Source organism: Lentzea aerocolonigenes, assembly GCF_000955955.1.
In the GTDB taxonomy this organism is placed as follows: Bacteria; Actinomycetota; Actinomycetes; order Mycobacteriales; family Pseudonocardiaceae; genus Lentzea; species Lentzea aerocolonigenes_A.
Genome location: NZ_JYJG01000162.1, coordinates 1 through 19,345 on the forward strand (window position 1 = coordinate 1; position 19,345 = coordinate 19,345).

Below are 19,345 nucleotides of genomic sequence, written 5' to 3' on the forward strand. Positions count from 1 at the left end.
AAAAAAAAAAAAAAGCCCATGGCGTCAACACTGCGGGCAGGTGGTTGCGCTCGCAACCGCCGGACCGGCCAATCAGGCGTCGAGGCGTTTCCGCTGCTCGTCGTCCAGCACGAGGTCGAGCGCGCCGAGGCACTCGTCGAGCTGGCTCACCGAGCTCACGCCGAGGATCGGCAGCACTGGCGGGTCGCCGCCCAGCAGCCACGCGAGGACGACCTGGTTCGGCGTCGCGCCCAGTTCGGCAGCCACCTCGGCCAGCACTTCCAGCCGCCGCCTGCTGTCCTCGTGGTCGTACTGCTCTGGCAACGGCCGGTCGGCACGGGTGTACGCGCCGGACAACAGCACCGAATAGCCGAGCACGGTCACGTCGGACTCCGTGCGCGCGTAGTCCAGCATCTCGTCGCTGATGTGCGGATTCGCGCCGAACTCCGCGCCCGGCCGCGGCCGCAGATAGGTGTGCCGCTGCTGGACCGCGGTGAACCCCGGAACTCCTCGGGCCCGAGCGATCTCCCGTGCCGCGGCGACGCGCCACGCCGCGTGGTTGCTGAGACCGGTGGCCCGCACCAGGCCGTCGGTCACCAACTCCCCGAATGTGGCCACGGTGTCGTGCAACGGCGTGCGGCGGTCTTCGATGTGCGCGTAGTACACGTCGAGGTGGTCGGTGCCGAGGCGCCGCATGCTGGCCGTGAGCTGCGCACGCACGACCTCACGCGACAACCCCTCCGCGTGCTCCGGCCACGCCGCACCCGGCGGATCGGGCAGCGCGCCGACCTTGGTGGCCAGCACGAGCTCATCGCGGATGCCGCGGGAGGTGAGCCACCGGCCCAGCAGCTCCTCGCTCTCCACGCCGGTGCCGCCGTCCACCCAGAACGAGTAGGTGTTGGCGGTGTCGATGAACGTGCCGCCCGCCTCGACGAACCGGTCGAGCACGGCGAACGCCCGCTCCTCGTCCACGGTCGTGCCGAAGTACATCGTGCCCAGGCACAACGCGCTCACGCCGACACCTGATATCGAAAGCTGTTCCACGTCATCTCCCCAGAGAACGCGATCCGTCCCGGACCCTCCGTTGCAGACGGTCCGGGACGGGGTGGAACTACTTCTTACCGGAGAACAGCGCCTTCACCTGGTTGCCCCGGCGGCGCAGGCCCCACTTCGTCACGCGGATCAGCGCCTCGCGGACGATGTTGCCGCTCATCTTCGACTCGCCGAACTCGCGCTCCAGGAACGTGATCGGCACCTCGCGCACGCGGAAGCCGAGCTCCAGGGTCCGCCACAGCAGGTCGATCTGGAAGCAGTAGCCGGCGGAGGCGACCGAGACGAGGTTCAGCTTGCGCAGGGTGTCCGCGCGGAACGCCCGGTAGCCGCCCGTCATGTCCCGGATCGAGGCGCCCAGCGCCAGCCGCGAGTACAGCGAGCCGCCCAGCGACAGGAACTTGCGCTTCGCCGGCCAGTTCACGACCTCGCCGCCCGGCACCCAGCGCGAGCCCAGCACGAGGTCCGCGGACGGCAGCGCGTCCAGCAGCCGGTGCAGCTGCTCCGGGGCGTGCGAGCCGTCGGCGTCCATCTCGCAGATGACGCCGTACTCGCGGTCGAGCGCCCACTGGAAGCCCGCGACGTACGCGGCGCCCAGGCCGGCCTTCTCGGTGCGGTGCATCACGTGGACGCGGTCGTCGGCGGCGGCCATCTCGTCGGCCAGCTGGCCGGTGCCATCGGGGCTGCCGTCGTCGACCACCAGCACGTGCACGTCGGGCAGTGCCGTGTGCAGTCTCTTGACGATCTTTCCGATGTTGTCCCGCTCGTTGTACGTCGGGATCACCACCAGCACCTGCCCGAGTTCCTGGTCAGGCTGCTGCGCCATTCGAGTCCTTCCGTCGTCGTGTGAAGCCCAGCGCCAACGCCACAAGGCCCGCAGCGGTCAGCACCCACTCGGGCCAGGCTCCTAGCCAAGTCGCCAGCGTAGTCTGTGACCTGAGTGGCAGTGTCGCGACCAGGGCGTCTGGCACGAAGAGGCCAGTCTTTTGAGTGACGGAACCGTCCGGCCCGACGATCGCGCTGACCCCCGAGGTGGCCGCCACGACCACCGCCCGGCCGTGCTCCACGGCACGCACCCGTGACATGGAAAGCTGCTGGTAGGTCATCTCCGTGAGGCCGAACGTGGCGTTGTTCGTCGGGATCGCGATGATCGTCGCGCCGGCCTTCACCGAGTCGCGGACCACTGAGTCGAACGCCACTTCGTAACATGTGTCAAGTGCGACCTTCGCGGGCCCCATGACGAAACCGTCCGGGTCCGAACCGGCCTGGAACACACCCGCCCGGTCCACCTCGGAGGCGAACAGCCGGAAGAACGAGCGCATCGGCATCGTCTCGCCGAACGGCTGCAGCTTCCGCTTGGTGTAGGTGTCCGTCGGCCCCTTCTCCGGGTCCCACAGCACCACCTGGTTGCGCGGCAGCCCGTCACCCCGGTCGACCACCACGGCACCCACCGCGATCGGCGCCTTGATCGCCTTCGCGGCCGCGTCGATCACGGCGGCGGCGTCGGCGTTGCGGAACGGGTCGATGTCGGACGAGTTCTCCGGCCAGATGACGATGTCCGGCTGCTTCACCTTGCCCGCCGCGACGTCCGCGGCCAGTTCCACGGTCTTCTTCGCGTGGTTGTCGAGCACGGCGCGGCGCTGCGAGTTGAAGTCGAGCCCGGCTCGCGGCACGTTGCCCTGGATCGCGGCGACCGTCACGGTCCCGGCGGAGGCGTCCACCCCGACCGGCACCACGAACCCGATCACCAGCGGCACCACGAACAGCGGCGCCCCGAGCTTCCAGTTCTTGAAGACCCAGAACAGCCCGAAACCGGTCAACACCACCGCGAACGACACCAGCGGCGCCCCGCCGAGCGACGCGAGCGGCAGGAACCACCCCTCCGGCTGCCCGAACGCGATCTTGCCCCAGGTGAAGCCGCCGAACGGGAACACGCCGCGCAACGCCTCGTCCGCCACCCACAGGCACGCGGCCCACAACGGCCAGCCGGGCACCCGCGAGATCGCTGACATCGCCGTCGTGCCGATCGAGATCATCAACGCACACGCCAGCGCGAGCGGCAGCCACGCGATCAGCCCGACGAACTCCCCGGTCCAGCGCAGCAGCGGCACCATGAACCCGAGCCCGAACAGCAGCCCGTAACCGAACCCGGCGCGCGCCCGCCTGTCGTAGATCACATGGGCGAGCAGCGCGAACCCGACCGGCGCGAGGAACCACAGCGGACGGGGCGGAAAGCTCAGGTAGACCAGCACACCGCCGGCGACGGCGAGTGCCACGCGCAGCAGCAGCGGCAGGGTCAGTTTTCGCCTGCGCGCGGGCAATTCCGACGATTCCGGCGCGATCGGGGGTGCAACCACCCGAACAGCGTACGAGTACCGGGAGTACACAGGTCGTATGACCTACGTCGATCTTGTGTTGCAACGACTGTCCACAGACGACGAACGCGACGCCATCGTCGGCGGCGACACCAGACTCACCCGCGCCCAAGCCCGTGACCTGCTGTTCCGCCTCGCCGACGGGCTCGTCCAGCGCGGCATCAAGCCTGGCGACGGCGTGGCGGTGTACGTCGGGAACACCCCGGAAGCCGTCCTGCTGAACCTGGCCGTCCATCTGCTGGGCGGCCGTCTCGTCTACGTGCCACCGGAACCGGGCCGCAGCGAGCTCGAAGCGTTGATCAAGAAGGCGGAGGTGGCCGCGGTCGTGGTCGACCCGTCGTTCGGCACGCAGCTCGACGGCTGGCACCTCCAAGACCTCCCCGGCGACCCCGTCGAACGCGTGCCGGAACCGGAGTACGCGACCGTCATGTACACCGGCGGCACGACCGGGCTGCCGAAGCTCGCGGTGCACCGCTCCGGCCGGACCGCGCTGTGGGAGACGCGCGCCAACATGCCCCCGATGAACATGCTGTCCAACACACTCATCACCCACGGCAGCGGTGCCGGCGCGACGATGACCGCGCTGCTCACCGGGTCGAAGCTGGTGCTGGGCCCGTCGAAGTTCGACGCGGACACGTTCGTGCGCCTCGCCCGCGAGGAGCAGATCAACATGACGATCTTCGTGCCGCCGATGATGTACGAGGTCCTCGACCACCCGGAGTGCCCCGGCCCGCAGTTCCACGTGATCGTCGGAGGCTCCCCGCTCGCTCCGAAGCGGCTGCGCCAGGCGATCGAGAAGTGGGGTCCTGTGATCAACCAGGGCTACGGCATGACCGAGGCCCACGCCATCACGATGATGCCCGCCGCCGAGGTCGACCTGGCCAACGAGACGACGTTGCGCACGGTCGGCAAGAAGAACCCGCTGATGGAGGTCGAGACCCGCGACGGCGACGTGTGGGTGCGCGGCCCGTTCGTCATGGAGGGCTACTGGGGTGAGCCGACGCTGCAGGAGGCGAGCGACGGCTGGTTCAACACCGGCGACATGGGCTACTTCGACGACGACGGCTACCTGTACCTCAACGACCGCAGCAAGGACGTGATCGTCACCGGCCGGACCTCGGACAACGTCTACTCGCGCCTGCTCGACGACTTCCTCGTCACGCTCCCGGGAATCCGGCAGGCAGCGGCGGTCGCGCAGCCGGACGAGGCACTCGGCGAAGCGGTCCACGTGTTCCTCGTGACGGACCGAGATGTCGATTTCGACAGCATTCGCGATTCGGTGGTGGCCGAACTGGGTGAGCTTTACCAGCCCAGGGGCCTCACGATCGTGCCCCAGCTGCCCTTGACGAAGGTCGGAAAGGTCGACAAGCGCAAGCTTCGTTCCCTGTTTCGGTAAGGTTCGGAGCAAACCAGGAGGTGACGGATGCCCCGTCCAAGCGTGGAAGCCGAACGCAAGGCGCAGATCCTCGCGTCCACCTGCAAGGTGATCGCGGCAGAGGGCTTCCGCCACCTCCGGGTGTCCGACGTGGCCAAGGACGCCGGCGTGTCCGGCGGCACGGTCCACTACTACTTCGAGACCAAGCGCGAGCTGACCGACGCCGCGTTCGAGCACTGCTTCGAACTCTCGGTGAGCCGCCGCCGCTGGATCCTCGAGTCCGACGAGCCGCCGCTGTCCCGGCTGCGCATGGTCGTCGAGTCGTACCTGCCGGAGGGCGCGGAGACCGTCGAGGCGTGGAAGGTCTGGGCCGAGCTCTGGGTCGAGGCCATCCGCAACCCCGAGCTGCAGGAGCTCAACGAGCGCTTCTACGGCGAGTGGCGCGACATCGTGGCGAGCATCTTCCGCGACGGCCAGCGCTCCGGCGACATCCACTCGCCCGGCGACCCGGTCGAGCTGGCGAACATGCTGGTCAGCATGCTGGACGGGCTGGCGCTTCAGGTGCTGGCGGGCTCGAAGGCCATGACGGTGGACGCCATGCGCACCACCTGCCTGAGGTTCGTCGACCAGCTCTCCACCGCGTCCGTCGGGTAGCCCAGCCCGCTGGCCAGCACGCACAACACGATCAGCAACGCCACCGGCGTGCGCGTGAAACCCAGGAACAGCAACCCTTTCGGCACCGGCACGGTCTCCGCGAACCGCTGCGCCTCGCTCAGCAGCAGCCCGCAGAACATCAGGAACACCACGGCGAGCGGCAGCGTCCGCCCGATCGTTCCCACGGCGACAAGGCTCGTCACCGACACGAGGACGATCCCGGCGGTGAACCACCAGTGGTGCGGCGCGTGCTCGGCACCTTTGGAGCTGCGCGCCATCAGCCAGTCGCCGAACAGGATCGCGACGGTCGTGAGCACCAGCACCCGCATCGCCGTCAGGACACCGTCCGGTTCGTAAGCCATCGGCAGGTAGGCGATACCCAGAGCTGTGAGTGGTGTGATGGCGAGTGCGCGCGCCATCCGCATGACCGCGGGCCGCTGCTGCGCGCTCGGCCTCATCGCTGATCTCGCCCGGATCCGGTCCGCCTCACCGAGCTTGCTCTTCGCGGCCTCGGTGTCCTCCAACTCCCACACCACCCACACGAGGCCGAGCAGCACGACGAGCCCGAGCACCACCGCGTACCCGGTGAGCTGGCGCGGCCCGTAGATCCACCCGACCGCACCCACGAGCACGCACAGCCCGAGCCGGATCAGGGATCCGAGCTCGGGCCGGGCGCTCCGCCAGGTCTTCTGCGGCCACGAGGTCAGCACCAGCCTGCGCGCGACGAACCAGACGCTGGCACCCGTCGCGAGCGCGGCGATCCACATCGCCAGCCCGACCCCGGGCTGCCTGAGCGATCTCGTGTCGCCGAACAGCAGGATCGCGGCGGTGAGCACGACTGTCGCCGCGGGAACCCGGAGACGCCCCAACGCCCACAGGTGCTGACCCACCCACCGCTCCCGGTTGCGCCACGCGGACTCCACGGCCACGAGCGCCAGGAACCCGAGCGCGAGGAAGCTCACCGGGTTGTGCGCGAGGTGCGCCACCGCCAGCACCGCGATCGGCACCGCCCGCGGGTACGGGCTGTCCGCGAGCGTGAGGCTTCTGAGCGGTGACGGCGGGGCTGTTCGTTCCTTCGCGCGGAGCCACTGCCAGGCGTGCCACAGCAACGGCGCGTAGACCGCGATGAGCACCGTGTCGACGAGGAGATCAACGCGCATCTCGCCTCCCCAAGGTTCGGGACAACCGTGGAGTCGCAGGTCAGAGCCTCGGGGTTACCTGCTGTAACACGTCCGGGTGAAATCAGGGTTCATCCCCGATGCAACAGATGGACTATCGCGGGCATTCTCGGTATATGACCACGACAGTTGCTTTGAGCAGGCCCAGGACCAACCGGATGATCGCGGGTGTCTGCGCGGGGCTCGCCCAGCGCTGGGGCATGAAGGCCGGCACGGTGCGCCTTCTGTTCCTGCTGTCCTGCCTTCTGCCCGGACCGCAGTTCGTCGTCTACCTCGTGCTCTGGGTGATCATGCCCGACCGCGGCTACTGATCGACCGCGAGAACGCCGCCCATCCCGCGGGGTGGGCGGCTCGCGTCACGGAGCCAGCAGCTCGCGGTAGCCAGGAATCTCGATGCCGCCCGCCTTCTCGTACCGGAGCGCTTCCGCCGTGCCGACACGGGTGTCGTCGCCCAGGCTCCTGTTCGAGGTCCACAACGTCGCGCGCAGCTGTTCGTTCTCGACGGACAGGATGTCCGCACTGGACCGCAGCGGCTCACCGGTGCCCCGGCGCCACTCGGCGACCCTCGCCCAGAACTTCTCCACGGCCTCCCACACGACGAGGCACTGCGGTCCGAGCACCGACCGGACTTCCTCGGCCGTGCGCAAGTGCCCCAAGCCGTGTGAGACGAGGTTCTGCAGGTCCTCGACCAGCGCCACCACGAGTTCGTAGTTCGCTTCCTCGGCGGCCAGCTTCTCCGCGACCCGCCCCACCGTCGGCAGCACGTCGTCGGGCATCGCCCGGTTCGCGGCCACGTACGCCGCCATCTTCGCGACACTCAACTCGCTCTGGTCACCGATGTTCTTCCAGCTGAACCCCGCCGACTCGGCCAGCCGCCGCGCCGCGCTCCTGCGTCCCCACATGCGGGGATCATCTCAGGGACCTCATCCGCCCTGCTCAGCCGGAATACCCGCGAGCTCCTCCGTGACGCTCGTGAAGGCTTCCGGCTGCACCCGCAACACCCCGTTGAACGGATGCGTCATCCCCAAGCACAACGCGCACACGAACCCGAGCACAGCTGCGGTGACCGACATCTGCACGACGTGCCGCGCCCGTGCCGTGAACCCGATGAGCAACGGGAACACGATCATGCCGATGGCCCCGACGATCGTGGCGATCAGCGTCAGCTTGCCCATGTTGTCGAGCCCGCCGGCCTGATCCAGCCGGTCCCGCCGCAGGTCCGTGATCTCCCGCAGCCGCTCCAAAACCCGTTCCCGCGCCGACTTCCCCTGGTCCGGAGTGGAGGGCAGCGACAGGATCTCGGTGTGCAGCGAGTTCAGCGTCGAGGTCGTCCGCTCGTCGGACTCACCGAAAGCCAGACGGGGCCATTCCTTGTCCGCCACCAGTTTCGGGTACTCGACGAGCAGCGAGCGGATGTGATCACGTTGCGGCTGCGGCATCACGCCGGTTTGCCAGTAGGCGTCGGCGACGGCGGCGGCCTCGCGGGCGGCGTTGTCCTCCGCGGTGCCGTTGTCCTCCCACACGATCACCGTGTAGAACGCCAGCGCGACGATGAACAGGCCGGAGATCACCGCCCCCAAAAACCCACGCGAGTCGGCGTCGCGGTCGTCGGCCTGGTCGTGTGCGCGGGAGCGGCCGAACAGGAGACAGGCGGCGATGGTGACGACCACCGACGCGACGACGATGACTGGCGCGGTCCACATGGCCTCCATCTCCCCACAGCGGACACCGTTTGACCACCAACACCACGCTTCTCGGCGGTTTCACCCGCCCGTCAAGAGCAACCGGCGTTGATCAAGCACACCGCTGGTCCACATGGGAGCGTTAACAAGAATCCGTTGGACACGAATAGGAGAACCGCGACCCGACCGTCCTCAACGGAGAGTGAGGAGGCCGTGATCAACGAGCGGTGACAAGCCGTCAGAAGCGTGTCAACCTGTGCGCCGACCCCGACCGGGAAGGCGTCGCATGCGCGTACCGATCCTCATCGCCGTCGTCCTGCTGGTTCCGCTGCTCGCCCCCGGTCCACCGGTCGCGGCAGCCGAGGTGTGGCACACCCAGTTCGACGAGGCGGTGTACGGGGACGTCACGGTCATCGGCAACAGCGTCCTTACCTGCCCCACACCCGAGCAGGCCGGGCCGAACCCCAAGTACCCGCCGCAGTCCTGTGTGGACGCGCTGAACCGCGAGGGTCACGGGCCAGGAGCGCAGAACAACGGCCATCGCATGTCGTGGACCGACACCGACAACGACTCCAGCACGTTCAACTCGTCCAGCGCCCAGCTCACCATCCCCGCCGGCGCGACCATCGCCTACGCCAAGCTCGGCTGGGCGGGCGACGCGACCTGCCACGGCGCCACCGACCCACCCGGCAAACCCCAGGACCCGGTCACCTTCAACGGCGCCAAGATCACCCCCGACCGGTTCGCCGTCGACGAACAGGACAGCCTGGCGCACACCGACAACGCCTTCTACAGCGCCGAAGCCGACGTCACCAGAGCCGCGAGGCCGGGCACCGTCACCGTCGGCGGCATCTGGACGCCCCAGGGCTTCGACTGCTTCGGCGGCTGGTCCCTGACGGTCGTCTGGAAGTTCCCCAACGCCACCGCTCAAGCACCGGCGAAGCGCCACGTCTCAGTGCACGGCGGCCACGTCCGCCTCACCACCGAACGCCCGGTCCTGAGCACCCCGATCGCCCCGACGCACCCCGCGGGCGGGTTCCTCCGCCTGGGGTTCACCGCCTACGAGGGCGACTGGGCCACCGACGGCGACCAGCTGCTGGTCGGCGACACCTCGATCGGCGGCCGCAACGCGTTCGTCTCGCAGGCCCAGGGCGCCGCGACCCCCAACAACATGAGCGTCGACGCCCGCACGATCACGATCGGCGAGGACGTCCTCGAACCCGGCTCCAAGAGCGCCGAGCTGACGTTCAGGAGGGCAGAGGACGCGTTCCTCGTGCAGAACATCGCCTGGTCGTTCCCGCTGCCCGAACTCACCTTGGCGATCGACCCGGAACAACCGGCGGCTCACCCGAAGGACAACGTGTCGCAAACCGCCATCGTCACCAACACCGGTGACGCTCCGGCGGCCGACGTGTCCGTGTGCGGCCAGAAAATCGGCACAATTGCCCCACACGCCAAAACGACCCGCACCTGCACCGCACAAGCAGCCGAGGACGACTACCAGACCACGGTCACCGCAAACGGCACCAGCCTCGCCGGTGACCCGCTTGTCATCCAGAAGTCGGCAAAGGTCGACGTGCTCCATCCGGCATTGCGTGCGACAACAACAACCGAACCGATGACCGCACTCCCCGGACAAGTAATCAAGTTCTCAACAACTGTCACGAACGCCGGTGACACCGCGTTGTTCGACCTCAACGCGCGCACGGCCGCCAACGGCTGCACCCCGATGCAACGCCAGCTCGACCCCGGCGCCACCGCCACGGTCGAGTGCACTGCCCCGGCAGGCGACGAGACCGGCACCCTCACGTCCACGGTCACCGCCACCGACAAGATCGGCGGCAAGGTCGACGCCAGCGCGTCCGTGCAGGTCAGGGTCATCTATCCGAGGCTGACGATCACCGCCTTGTGGTCGAAGGACCGGGCCGGGGACGGCGAGCTCGTCACGGTCACGATCACGGTCGGGAACCCGTCCGACTGGCCGGTCAAGGACGTCCAGGTCGACGGCGAGCCCGCCGTGTGCCGCCGGACGTTCCCGGAACTGGGGCCGAACCAACGCCTCACCTACACGTGCCTCGTGGCCGCGCCGGTGAATTCCCGGTTGACGGCGACGGGTGCCGGAGCGGGTGCGGCGATCGCGGAAAGCGCGCTGGTCCGGGTCGACTCGATAAACGCACCACTGCCCCCGGAGCCGCGACAAGCGCATTCGCAACCTGACGAACTGGCCCCTCCACGGCCGGTCGCGCACGTTCAGCAGGTGTCGAAACCGGCGGCCGGTGGCGTTGCCGCGGTAATCGCCGTGATCGGCATGGTGATCGTCGCGAGCGCGTTTTCCGGCTTGGGGAAGCGGTAAAGCCTGAAAACGTTTGCAATTCCGGACTGAACACAGCCGTGTTCCTGCGGCCCGCAATGCGGTAGAAGAACCTCATGGAGATCACCGCCTTCCTGGACCGCAAGCTGGCCCGCCGGTTCCGGACCTACGACTCCGACGGCGACGGGTTCATCGGGCGGGACGACTTCACACAGGCGGGCGAGCGCACCACGAAGGCTTTCGGGTTGTCCGGCGACGACCCGAAGGCGGTCCGGTTCCACGCCATGCTGGCCGGGCTGTGGGACCAGCTGCACTCCGTGACGGACCAGGACCACAACGGGCGGATCAGCCTGGAGGAGTACAAGAAGGCGTTCGCGAACGGGTTGCTGGAGACGCCGGAGTCGTTCGACGACGGCTACACACCCTTCCTGGACGCGATCATGGCGATCGCGGACGAGGACGGCGACGGCAAGCTGACGCTGCAGGAGCACGTCACGTGGACGGGCGCGCTGCTGAACCTGTCGGAGGCCGACGCGCGCGGCATCCACGACCTGCTCTCGGACGACGACGGGCTGCTGTCCACCAGGGCGTTGCTGGAGGCGATCCGGGAGTTCTACTTCTCGGAGGACCCCGCGGAGGCCGGCAACTGGCTGCTGGGCTCGCTGGACTGACGTGCTGCTGAAGACGCTGCAGGAGTACGCGGCGCGCGCCCAGCCGGCCGCGCACGTCGAAGAAGCGGGTGGCTGGTGGCTGCGGCACTCCCCCGGCGACGCCTGGTGGGTGAGCGCGGTGCTGCCGCACGACCGCGAGGACCGGGTCGTGCAGGCCGAGGAGTTCTGCGCCGAACGCGGGTCCGGGGCGCGGTTCCAGATCACGCCGGGGGTGTGCGGCGAGGGTCTCGACGCGCTGCTGGACGGGCGGGGCTACGCACGGGGCCACGACATGTCGTTGCAGATCGCCTCCACGGCGGAGGTCATCAGGCAGGCGCGCGCGGATGCCGGTGAGGTGAGCGCGCGGCCGACCGACGAGTGGCTCACGGCGTGGCAGGCGGTGACCACGCGCGACGTCAGCGCCGAACGCGACCTGCTCAGCCGGGTCGAGCACCCGAGTGCCTACGCATATGCCGAAGTCGACGGCCAGGTCGTGGCGGTGGGGCGGGCGGTGGCCGAGGAGGGCTGGGCCGGGGTGTTCGGCATGGCGACGTTGCCCCACGCACGAGGTCAGGGCGCCGCACGGTCCGTGCTCGCCGCACTGGCCTCATGGGCGGCCGCGCGCGAGGCGAACCACTTATATCTGCAGATGGAGAAGGCGAACACGTCCGCGTTCCGGCTCTACGAACGCACGGGGTTCCGCGAGGTCTGCACCTACCACTACCGGATTCGCGGGTAAGCAATCACGAATCAAGAAGCACGGGCAGGGTCGCGGAGTTAGGTTTTCCGCCATGACGCATGAAGCCGACACCCACGACCTGATCCGCGTGCAGGGCGCGCGCGTGAACAACCTCAAAGACGTCGACGTCGAGATCCCGAAGCGGCGCCTGACGGTCTTCACCGGCGTGTCCGGCTCCGGCAAGAGCTCGCTGGTGTTCGGCACGATCGCCGCCGAGTCGCAGCGGCTGATCAACGAGACCTACAGCGCGTTCATCCAGGGCTTCATGCCGACCCTGCCGCGCCCGGAGGTGTACCTGCTGGAGGGCATCACCACCGCGATCCTGGTCGACCAGCAGCGGATGGGCGCCGACCCGCGCTCGACCGTCGGCACCGCGACCGACGTGAACGCGATGCTGCGGATCCTGTTCAGCAGACTCGGCACGCCGCACATCGGTGGCCCGCAGGCGTTCTCGTTCAACGTCGCCTCGATCTCCGGCGCGGGTGCGGTCGTGATCGAGAAGGGCGGCCAGAAGGTCAAGGAGCGCCGCGAGTTCTCCATCACCGGCGGCATGTGCCCGCGCTGTGAAGGCCGCGGCCAGATCTCCGACATCGACCTCACCGAGGTCTACGACGAGTCGAAGTCGATCCAGGAAGGCGCGATCAAGGTGCCCGGCTACAGCGTCGACAACCAGTGGACCGTGCAGGTCTTCGCGCAGTCCGGCTTCCTCGACCCGGCCAAGCCGATCCGCAAGTACACCAAGCGGGAGCTGCACGACTTCCTGTACAAGGACCCGGTGAAGGTCAAGGTCAACGGCATCAACCTGACCTACGAGGGCCTGATCCCGAAGCTGCAGAAGTCGATGCTGTCGAAGGACCGCGAGGCGCTGCAGCCGCACATCCGCGCTTTCGTGGACCGCGCCGCGACGTTCGGTGTCTGCCCGGAGTGCTCCGGCACGCGGCTCACCGAGGCCGCGCGGTCGTCCAAGATCAAGGGCGTGTCGATCGCGGACCTGTGCGACATGCAGATCAGCGATCTCGCCGACTGGATGCGCGGCCTGAAGGACAAGTCCGTCGCACCGCTGGTGGACAAGCTCGTGCACACGCTGGACTCGTTCGTCGAGATCGGCCTCGGGTACCTGTCGCTGAACCGTCCTGCTGGGACGCTGTCCGGTGGTGAGGCGCAGCGCGTGAAGATGATCCGGCACCTCGGATCCGCGCTGACCGACGTGACGTACGTGTTCGACGAGCCGACGATCGGGCTGCACCCGCACGACATCGAGCGCATGAACAACCTGCTGCTCCGGTTGCGGGACAAGGGGAACACCGTGCTCGTCGTCGAGCACAAGCCGGAGACGATCGCGATCGCGGACCACGTCGTCGACCTCGGTCCCGGCGCCGGCCGCAATGGCGGCACGATCTGCTTCGAGGGCACGCTGGCCGGGCTGCGCAAGAGCGACACGGTGACCGGGCGCCATCTGGACGACCGGTCGTCGTTGAAGTCGTCGGTGCGTTCGGCGTCGGGCGTGCTCGAAATTCGGGGCGCTGCCAAGAACAACCTGCGTGACGTCGACGTCGACATTCCGCTGGGCGTGCTGACGGTCGTCACGGGTGTGGCGGGCTCCGGCAAGTCGTCGCTGATCCACCAGTCGATGCCGAAGGACTCCGGCGCGATCGTGGTCGACCAGACGCCGATCAAGGGTTCGCGGCGGTCCAACCCCGCGACCTACACCGGGCTGCTCGAGCCGATCCGCAAGGCGTTCGCCAAGGCCAACGGCGTGAAGCCCGCCCTGTTCAGCGCGAACTCCGAGGGCGCGTGCCCGAACTGCAACGGCGCGGGCGTGGTGTTCACCGACCTCGGCATCATGGCGACCATCGAGTCGCCGTGCGATGTGTGTGAGGGCAAGCGTTTCGACCAGGCCGTGCTGGAGTTCAAGTTCGGTGGCAAGGACATCTCCGAGGTGCTGGCGATGCCGGTGGCCGAGGCCGTGGAGTTCTTCGGCTCCGGTGAGGCCAAAACCCCTGCGGCACACGCGATCCTGGCGCGGCTGGCGGACGTCGGCCTGGGCTACCTCTCGCTGGGTCAGCCGCTGACCACGTTGTCCGGCGGTGAGCGGCAGCGGTTGAAGCTGGCCACGCACATGGCGGACAAGGGCGGCATCTACGTCCTGGACGAGCCGACCACGGGCCTGCACCTGGCCGACGTCGAGCAGCTGCTGGGGTTGCTGGACAGGCTGGTCGACTCGGGCAAGTCCGTGATCGTGATCGAGCACCACCAGGCCGTGATGGCGCACGCCGACTGGATCATCGACCTCGGTCCCGGCGCTGGTCACGACGGCGGCAAGATCGTGTTCGAGGGCACGCCCGCCGACCTGGTGGCCGACCGGTCGACGCTGACCGGCGAGCACCTGGCGGACTACGTGGGCGCCCCGGCTCGTCGGAGGAAGCGCTGACAGGGTACTAAGTGGTATGGACATCACGGCGTTCCTGGACCGCAAGCTCACCCGCAGGTTCGAGACCTACGACAGCGACCAGGACGGGTTCATCCAGCGCTCGGACTTCGAACGGGCCGGGTCACGGACCACCGCGGCGTTCGGCCTGAGCGACGACGACCGCCGGGCGAGGCGGTTCCACGAGCACCTGCTGGGTGTGTGGGACCACCTCTCCGCCATGACGGACACGAACGACGACGGCCAGATCAGCCTCACCGAGTACAAGCTGGCCTTCACCCGGCGGCTGCTGGAGCGGCCGGAGTCGTTCGACGACAGCTATCTGCCGTTCCTCGACGCGTTGATGGCCGTCGCCGACCAGGACGGCGACGGCCAGCTCGGCGTGGACGAGTACGTGCGGTGGTCGGGGGCGCTGATGAACCTGCCCCCGGCCGACGCGCGGGTCATCCACGCGCGGCTCGACCACGACGGCGATGGCCTGATCGGCACCGATGACCTGCTGGCCGCGATCAGGGCGTACTACTTCTCGGAGGACCTGGACGGTCCGGGAGCCTGGCTGTTCGGCCCGCTCGGCTGAGTCAGCGCCGGGTAAGCGGCCCGTGCGACCCTGCCCGGCATGAACCGTACGGGCGGCATCGTGCTGGCGACAGTCATGGGCGTGGCCGTGCTGGCGATCGTCGGCATCTCCGTGACGCTGATCGTGCTGGCCTCTGGCAAGGACGAACCCGAACCTGCCGCGTTCTGCCCCACCGACCGGGGTGGCGCCGTGCTGGAGTCGTCGCAACTGGACGGTCGCACCGAGCCGCTCTCCGCGTCAGGTCCGCGTCCGACCATCCTCGTCTCCGACGGCCACAACGTCTCCTATCTGTTCGGACAGCAGCAGGTACCGGAGTGGGAGTACCGGGACAAGGCGCAGCTGGTGGTGTGCGAGTACACGCACTCGTTGCAGTACAACGCCACCAGCTGCCCCGACGACTCCGGGAAGCTCGGCCGCATCCCCGTCTTCCGCACGACCTCCACGTACGTGGTCTACGAGGCGGCGACCAAGAAACCGCTGGGGCGGTTCGACCTTCCCGGCACGCAGTACACCTGCCCGTCGGTGGTCAGCTACGAGCCGGGGCACGAGGACGAGGTGAAGATCATCGGACATGCGGACGCGCGTGAGGTGGTCGCTCAGCTCCGCCCGTACGTGGAGCCGAGGTAGGGGCTAGAACCGCTGCTCGATCTCCCGCACCGCCGCTGCCGCGATCTCGGCGGCGGCCTTGCGCGGCGACTCGGCGTCGACGATCTTCGCGACGAGCCTGCGCATGTTCGTGCCGATCTTCGCGAACGCCGACTCCGCGGTGGCCTCGATGTCGCCGAACAACGTCCACCACCACCAGGAGTTCGTGGCGGAGTTCGCGACGACGTCCGGGATGATCAACGCGGTGATCAGGGCTTCGGCTTCCGCGGTCACCGGCATGTTGGCGGCTTCCACGATCAGCTTGGCGCGCACCGATGCCGCGTTGTCCGCGTTGATCGCGTAGCTGGTGGCGGCCGGGACGAGCACGTCCGCCTCGACGTCGAGCCACTTGTCGCGGTCGAGCCGCAGGTCGTCCGGCCGCAACTCGGTGCGGTCGATCCCGCCGTGCGAATCCCGGGACAGCAAAAGGGTTTCCACGTCGAGCCCGGCGGGGTTGGCTACCACACCGTGGACATCAGCGAGCCCGACGATCTTGACGCCCGCCCTGGCGAGGTAACGGGCCGTGGCGCCGCCCATCGAGCCGAAGCCCTGGATCACGGCCGTGGGGTTCCGGAGGTTCAGGCGCTCGATGCCGGCCAGCGCGGCCTCCGCGACGCCGTAACCGCCGACGAGCTCGTCCAGGCTCACGCCGTCGACGTCGACCGCGAAGGCGTCCGCGAGCCGTTGGCGGGCCTTCTGCTCGTCGTCCAGCAACGGGTAGACGGCCTGGATCGACGACTGCAGGCCGATCTTCTCGATGGCGGTGTCGATCGTGGACTGCCGCAGCCCGAGGTCCTCCCCCATCGTCCAGAACCGCTCGATGTAGGGGGACATGGCGAACAGGTACGCCGTGAGCACCTCTTCTGCCCGCGGGTCGTACGGATCGAAGTCGATGCCGCCCTTCGCGCCCCCGAGCGGCACGTAGCGCGCGTCGGGGTCGTAGTTGAGGGCTTCCTTGGCGGTCATTCCCTCGGCGAGTCCGCGCACTTCGTCGAGCGTGCAGCCGGCACGCATCCTGAGCCCGCCGCTGCTGACACCGCGCACGAGTCGATCGATGACGAGGTAGCCGCGCGCGCCCGTGGCCGGATCGGTCCAGGTGACCTGGAGATAACTCATCGCCTACACCCCTTGACTTCAGCGTATGACCGCGGTCACATGGTCCACCTTATAACTGACTGACGACTCAGTTAATCACCTGGAGGGCCCGTGAGCGAGGTACAGCCTCTCAGCGGCAACTGGCTCAGCGAACGAACACACCTGCGCAAGTCACTCCGCCGGGTGGACGTGACGTTCTACCTGCTCTGCACCCTCGTCGGCCTGGACACGATCGGCAGCGTCGCCGCCAACGGGCCACAGGGCCTCGTCTGGATGGTGATCCTGGCGGTGGTGTTCTTCCTGCCGTACGGGTTCCTGACCACCGAGCTGGGCACGGCGTTCCCGGTCGAGGGCGGGCCCTACGTGTGGACCAAGCTCGCGTTCGGCCGGATGGCGGCCGGCGTGAACCAGGTGCTGTACTGGCTGTCCAACCCGCTGTGGATGGGCGGCACGCTGGCGATCATCGCGGTGACGACGTTCGAGAAGTTCTTCCTCCCGCTCGGACTCGTCGGCAAGCACGTCGCGGGGCTGGCGTTCGTCTGGATCGGCGTCCTCGCCGTCGCCACGTCGTTGCGGATCGGCAAGTGGGTGCCCATCGCGGGTGCGATCGCGCGGATCGTGCTGCTGGGCTTCTTCACGCTGTCGGTCGTCGTCTACGCCGTCAAGAACGGCGTGCAACCGTTGTCCGGCGGGGACTTCGTGCCGACGTGGGCCGGGTTCGTGGCGCTGGTGCCCGTGCTGATCTTCAACTACGTCGGGTTCGAGCTGCCCTCGGCCGCGACGGAGGAGATGACCGATCCGCAGAAGACCGTGCCGTTCGCGATCCTGCGGGCGGGCATCGCGTCGTTCCTGTTGTACGGCGGGCCGATTCTGGGAATCCTGCTGGTGGTGCCGGCTGATCGCATTCAGGGGCTGGGCGGGTTCATCGATGCCGCCAAGCAGGTGCTGACCGTGTACGGCGGCTCGGTCTCGCCTGATGGGACCGTGACACTGACCGGTGCGGGCGCGGTGCTGGGAACCGTGTGTGCGGCCGGGTTGATCATCGGTGTGCTGACGTCCGGTGTCTCGTGGGCGATCGGCGCGCACCGGGCGCAGGCGGTGGCGTGTGCCGACGGGGCCGGACCTGCTTACCTGGGACGGCTTTCCGCCCGGCACGGCACACCGTTGCGGGTGAACGTCCTTTCCGGACTGCTGGCCTCCGTCGTGCTGGTGACGGCGTTGAACCTGACGGGCGGCAACTCCGAGAAGTACTTCACCGCCGGGCTCGCGCTGGTGATCTCGACGACGTTCATCAGCTACCTGCTGACGTTCCCGTCGATGCTGGTGCTGAGGCGACGCCTCCCTGCTGCACCGCGGCCGTTCCGCGCGCCTTTCGCCTTGCTGACAACGGTTCTGACGACCGGGCTGGTGGCGTTCACCGTGGTCGTGCTGATCTGGCCGCTGGAGCTGCCGTCGGCGTTCGAGGGTGAGCGGACCGCCTACACGTTGTCGCAGGTCGTTCCGTTGCTGATCGTGGTCGGCATCGGGTTGCTGTTCTACGCGCTGGGTGCGCCTACGCGGGCGCTGGACCGAGAGCTGCACCGGGACTTCACTTCGACATCTGCATGAGGAACTCCGCGTTGCTCCGGGTCTTGCGCAGTCCTTCGAGAAGCACGTCGATCTCGCGGTCCGCCATGGCCCGGCGCATCGTGTCCGTGATGGCCAGTTCCTGTGGGCTCACCAGGAGTTCCGCCTTGCGGGTGCTGGACTGGTGGAGGTCGATCGCGGGGTAGACACGCTTCTGCGCGGCCTTGCGGTCGAGCTTCAGCTCGGCGTTGCCGGTGCTCTTGAGCTCCTCGAAGATCACCGTGTCGGCCAGCGAGCCGGTCTCGACGAGCGCGGTGGCGAAGATCGTGAGTGAGCCGCCTTCCTCGATGTTGCGGGCGGCGCCGAGGAACTGCTTGGGCGGCGTGATGGCGCCGGAGTCGATGCCACCGCTGAGGGTGCGGCCGCCGTTCGGTGCGGCGAGGTTGTAGGCACGGCCGAGGCGTGTGACGGAGTCGAGCAGGATCACGACGTCCTGGCCGTCCTCGACGAGCCGCTTGGCACGCTCCACGGCCAGTTCCGCGACCCGGATGTGCTCGCGGGGGTGCTCGTCGAAGGTCGAGGTGAACATCTCGCCGGGGATCGTGGTGCGCATGTCGGTGACCTCTTCTGGCCGCTCGCCGATCAGCGCGACGATCAGGTGGACTTCGGGGTTGTTCTTGGCGATCGCCTGCGCGATCTGCTGCAGCACGATCGTCTTGCCGGCCTTGGGCGGCGCCACGATGAGCGCGCGCTGGCCCTTGCCGACGGGCATGACCAGGTCGATCGTGCGGCTGGTGAGCTCGTCGGGGTCGTGCTCGAGCCGCAGCCTTTCGTTGGGGTAGAGCGGCGTCAGGTCCGCGAACCTGGGCCTGTTGTGCGGCTTGCGCCCGTTGACGGTGTCGACGCTGACCAGCTTGTCCTCGTGGGCTTCGCCCGAGATCTGGTCACCTCGCCGCAGATCGTGTTGCTTGACGAGGTTTTGCGGTACGACTGGACCGTCGACGAGGAAGGCCTTGTTGTTTCGGATGTCGAGAACACCGA

General features: G+C 68.2%; 17 protein-coding genes and 1 pseudogene. 10 read left to right on the plus strand and 8 right to left on the minus strand.

Annotated features, from left to right (window positions below):
• Window positions 1-72: 72 nt before the first annotated feature.
• The 3 genes from UK23_RS23135 to lnt form a co-directional block, all read right to left on the minus strand.
• Window positions 73-1,023 carry an aldo/keto reductase gene (locus UK23_RS23135; protein WP_045313703.1) on the minus strand — a complete coding sequence of 317 codons (951 nt, stop codon included), beginning with the start codon at window positions 1,021-1,023 and terminating at the stop codon, window positions 73-75.
• A 67-nt stretch (window positions 1,024-1,090) separates the two neighbouring features.
• On the minus strand, window positions 1,091-1,855 hold the full coding sequence (locus tag UK23_RS23140) for a polyprenol monophosphomannose synthase (RefSeq protein ID WP_045313704.1): 765 nt from the start codon (window positions 1,853-1,855) through the stop codon (window positions 1,091-1,093).
• On the minus strand, window positions 1,839-3,386 hold the full coding sequence (lnt, locus tag UK23_RS23145) for an apolipoprotein N-acyltransferase (protein WP_082114902.1): 1,548 nt from the start codon (window positions 3,384-3,386) through the stop codon (window positions 1,839-1,841). The genes UK23_RS23140 and lnt overlap by 17 nt, the downstream gene beginning before the upstream one ends.
• Before the next feature lie 37 nt (window positions 3,387-3,423).
• Here lnt and UK23_RS23150 point away from each other — a divergent pair, with 37 nt between their 5' ends.
• Entirely contained in the window at window positions 3,424-4,800 is a 1,377-nt protein-coding gene (locus UK23_RS23150; RefSeq protein WP_045313705.1) for a class I adenylate-forming enzyme family protein, read from the plus strand.
• Between the two features lie 27 nt (window positions 4,801-4,827).
• Window positions 4,828-5,433, plus strand: coding sequence for a TetR/AcrR family transcriptional regulator (locus tag UK23_RS50485; RefSeq protein ID WP_082114896.1), 606 nt, complete (start codon window positions 4,828-4,830; stop codon window positions 5,431-5,433).
• On the opposite strand, the gene UK23_RS51830 is transcribed toward UK23_RS50485, so the two are convergent.
• Window positions 5,337-6,593, minus strand: a complete 1,257-nt coding sequence (locus UK23_RS51830) for a hypothetical protein (RefSeq protein ID WP_045313707.1) — start codon at window positions 6,591-6,593, stop codon at window positions 5,337-5,339. The two genes, UK23_RS50485 and UK23_RS51830, sit on opposite strands and share 97 nt — an antisense overlap.
• 134 nt (window positions 6,594-6,727) lie before the next feature.
• Between UK23_RS51830 and UK23_RS50505 the strand changes: the two genes are divergently transcribed.
• A complete protein-coding gene (locus tag UK23_RS50505; protein WP_045313734.1) occupies window positions 6,728-6,922 on the plus strand; it encodes a PspC domain-containing protein in 195 nt (64 codons plus the stop codon).
• A gap of 45 nt (window positions 6,923-6,967) precedes the next feature.
• Here UK23_RS50505 and UK23_RS23170 read toward each other — a convergent pair whose 3' ends face one another.
• Window positions 6,968-7,513, minus strand: a complete 546-nt coding sequence (locus UK23_RS23170; protein ID WP_045313708.1) for a hypothetical protein — start codon at window positions 7,511-7,513, stop codon at window positions 6,968-6,970.
• Window positions 7,514-7,534: 21 nt separating this feature from the next.
• On the minus strand, window positions 7,535-8,314 hold the full coding sequence (locus tag UK23_RS23175) for a DUF4239 domain-containing protein (RefSeq protein ID WP_196777834.1): 780 nt from the start codon (window positions 8,312-8,314) through the stop codon (window positions 7,535-7,537).
• 265 nt (window positions 8,315-8,579) lie between these two features.
• Here UK23_RS23175 and UK23_RS23180 point away from each other — a divergent pair, with 265 nt between their 5' ends.
• From UK23_RS23180 to UK23_RS23205, 6 genes are all read left to right on the plus strand, one after another.
• Window positions 8,580-10,646 (plus strand): DUF7507 domain-containing protein, encoded by a 2,067-nt coding sequence (locus UK23_RS23180; RefSeq protein ID WP_045313710.1) that lies wholly within the window; start codon window positions 8,580-8,582, stop codon window positions 10,644-10,646.
• A 74-nt stretch (window positions 10,647-10,720) separates the two neighbouring features.
• Complete coding sequence (locus tag UK23_RS23185; RefSeq protein ID WP_045313711.1) at window positions 10,721-11,275, plus strand: EF-hand domain-containing protein; 555 nt, start codon at window positions 10,721-10,723, stop codon at window positions 11,273-11,275.
• 1 nt (window position 11,276) lies between these two features.
• Window positions 11,277-11,993: a GNAT family N-acetyltransferase gene (locus tag UK23_RS23190; RefSeq protein WP_045313712.1), complete on the plus strand. Its 717-nt coding sequence runs from the start codon at window positions 11,277-11,279 to the stop codon at window positions 11,991-11,993.
• Between the two features lie 52 nt (window positions 11,994-12,045).
• Window positions 12,046-14,424 carry an ATP-binding cassette domain-containing protein gene (locus tag UK23_RS23195; RefSeq protein WP_045313713.1) on the plus strand — a complete coding sequence of 793 codons (2,379 nt, stop codon included), beginning with the start codon at window positions 12,046-12,048 and terminating at the stop codon, window positions 14,422-14,424.
• Between the two features lie 16 nt (window positions 14,425-14,440).
• On the plus strand, window positions 14,441-14,998 hold the full coding sequence (locus tag UK23_RS23200) for an EF-hand domain-containing protein (protein WP_045313714.1): 558 nt from the start codon (window positions 14,441-14,443) through the stop codon (window positions 14,996-14,998).
• A 39-nt stretch (window positions 14,999-15,037) separates the two neighbouring features.
• Window positions 15,038-15,625 carry a hypothetical protein gene (locus tag UK23_RS23205; RefSeq protein ID WP_156213322.1) on the plus strand — a complete coding sequence of 196 codons (588 nt, stop codon included), beginning with the start codon at window positions 15,038-15,040 and terminating at the stop codon, window positions 15,623-15,625.
• Between the two features lie 3 nt (window positions 15,626-15,628).
• Here UK23_RS23205 and UK23_RS23210 read toward each other — a convergent pair whose 3' ends face one another.
• Window positions 15,629-16,759 carry a Glu/Leu/Phe/Val dehydrogenase dimerization domain-containing protein gene (locus UK23_RS23210; protein ID WP_045313716.1) on the minus strand — a complete coding sequence of 377 codons (1,131 nt, stop codon included), beginning with the start codon at window positions 16,757-16,759 and terminating at the stop codon, window positions 15,629-15,631.
• A 90-nt stretch (window positions 16,760-16,849) separates the two neighbouring features.
• Between UK23_RS23210 and UK23_RS23215 the strand changes: the two genes are divergently transcribed.
• A complete protein-coding gene (locus UK23_RS23215; protein WP_052684958.1) occupies window positions 16,850-18,346 on the plus strand; it encodes an APC family permease in 1,497 nt (498 codons plus the stop codon).
• Here the strand turns inward: UK23_RS23215 and rho are convergent.
• Window positions 18,327-19,343 (minus strand): annotated as a pseudogene (rho, locus tag UK23_RS23220) (transcription termination factor Rho); the annotation flags it as partial. The gene UK23_RS23215 and the pseudogene rho sit on opposite strands and share 20 nt — an antisense overlap.
• Window positions 19,344-19,345: the final 2 nt, after the last annotated feature.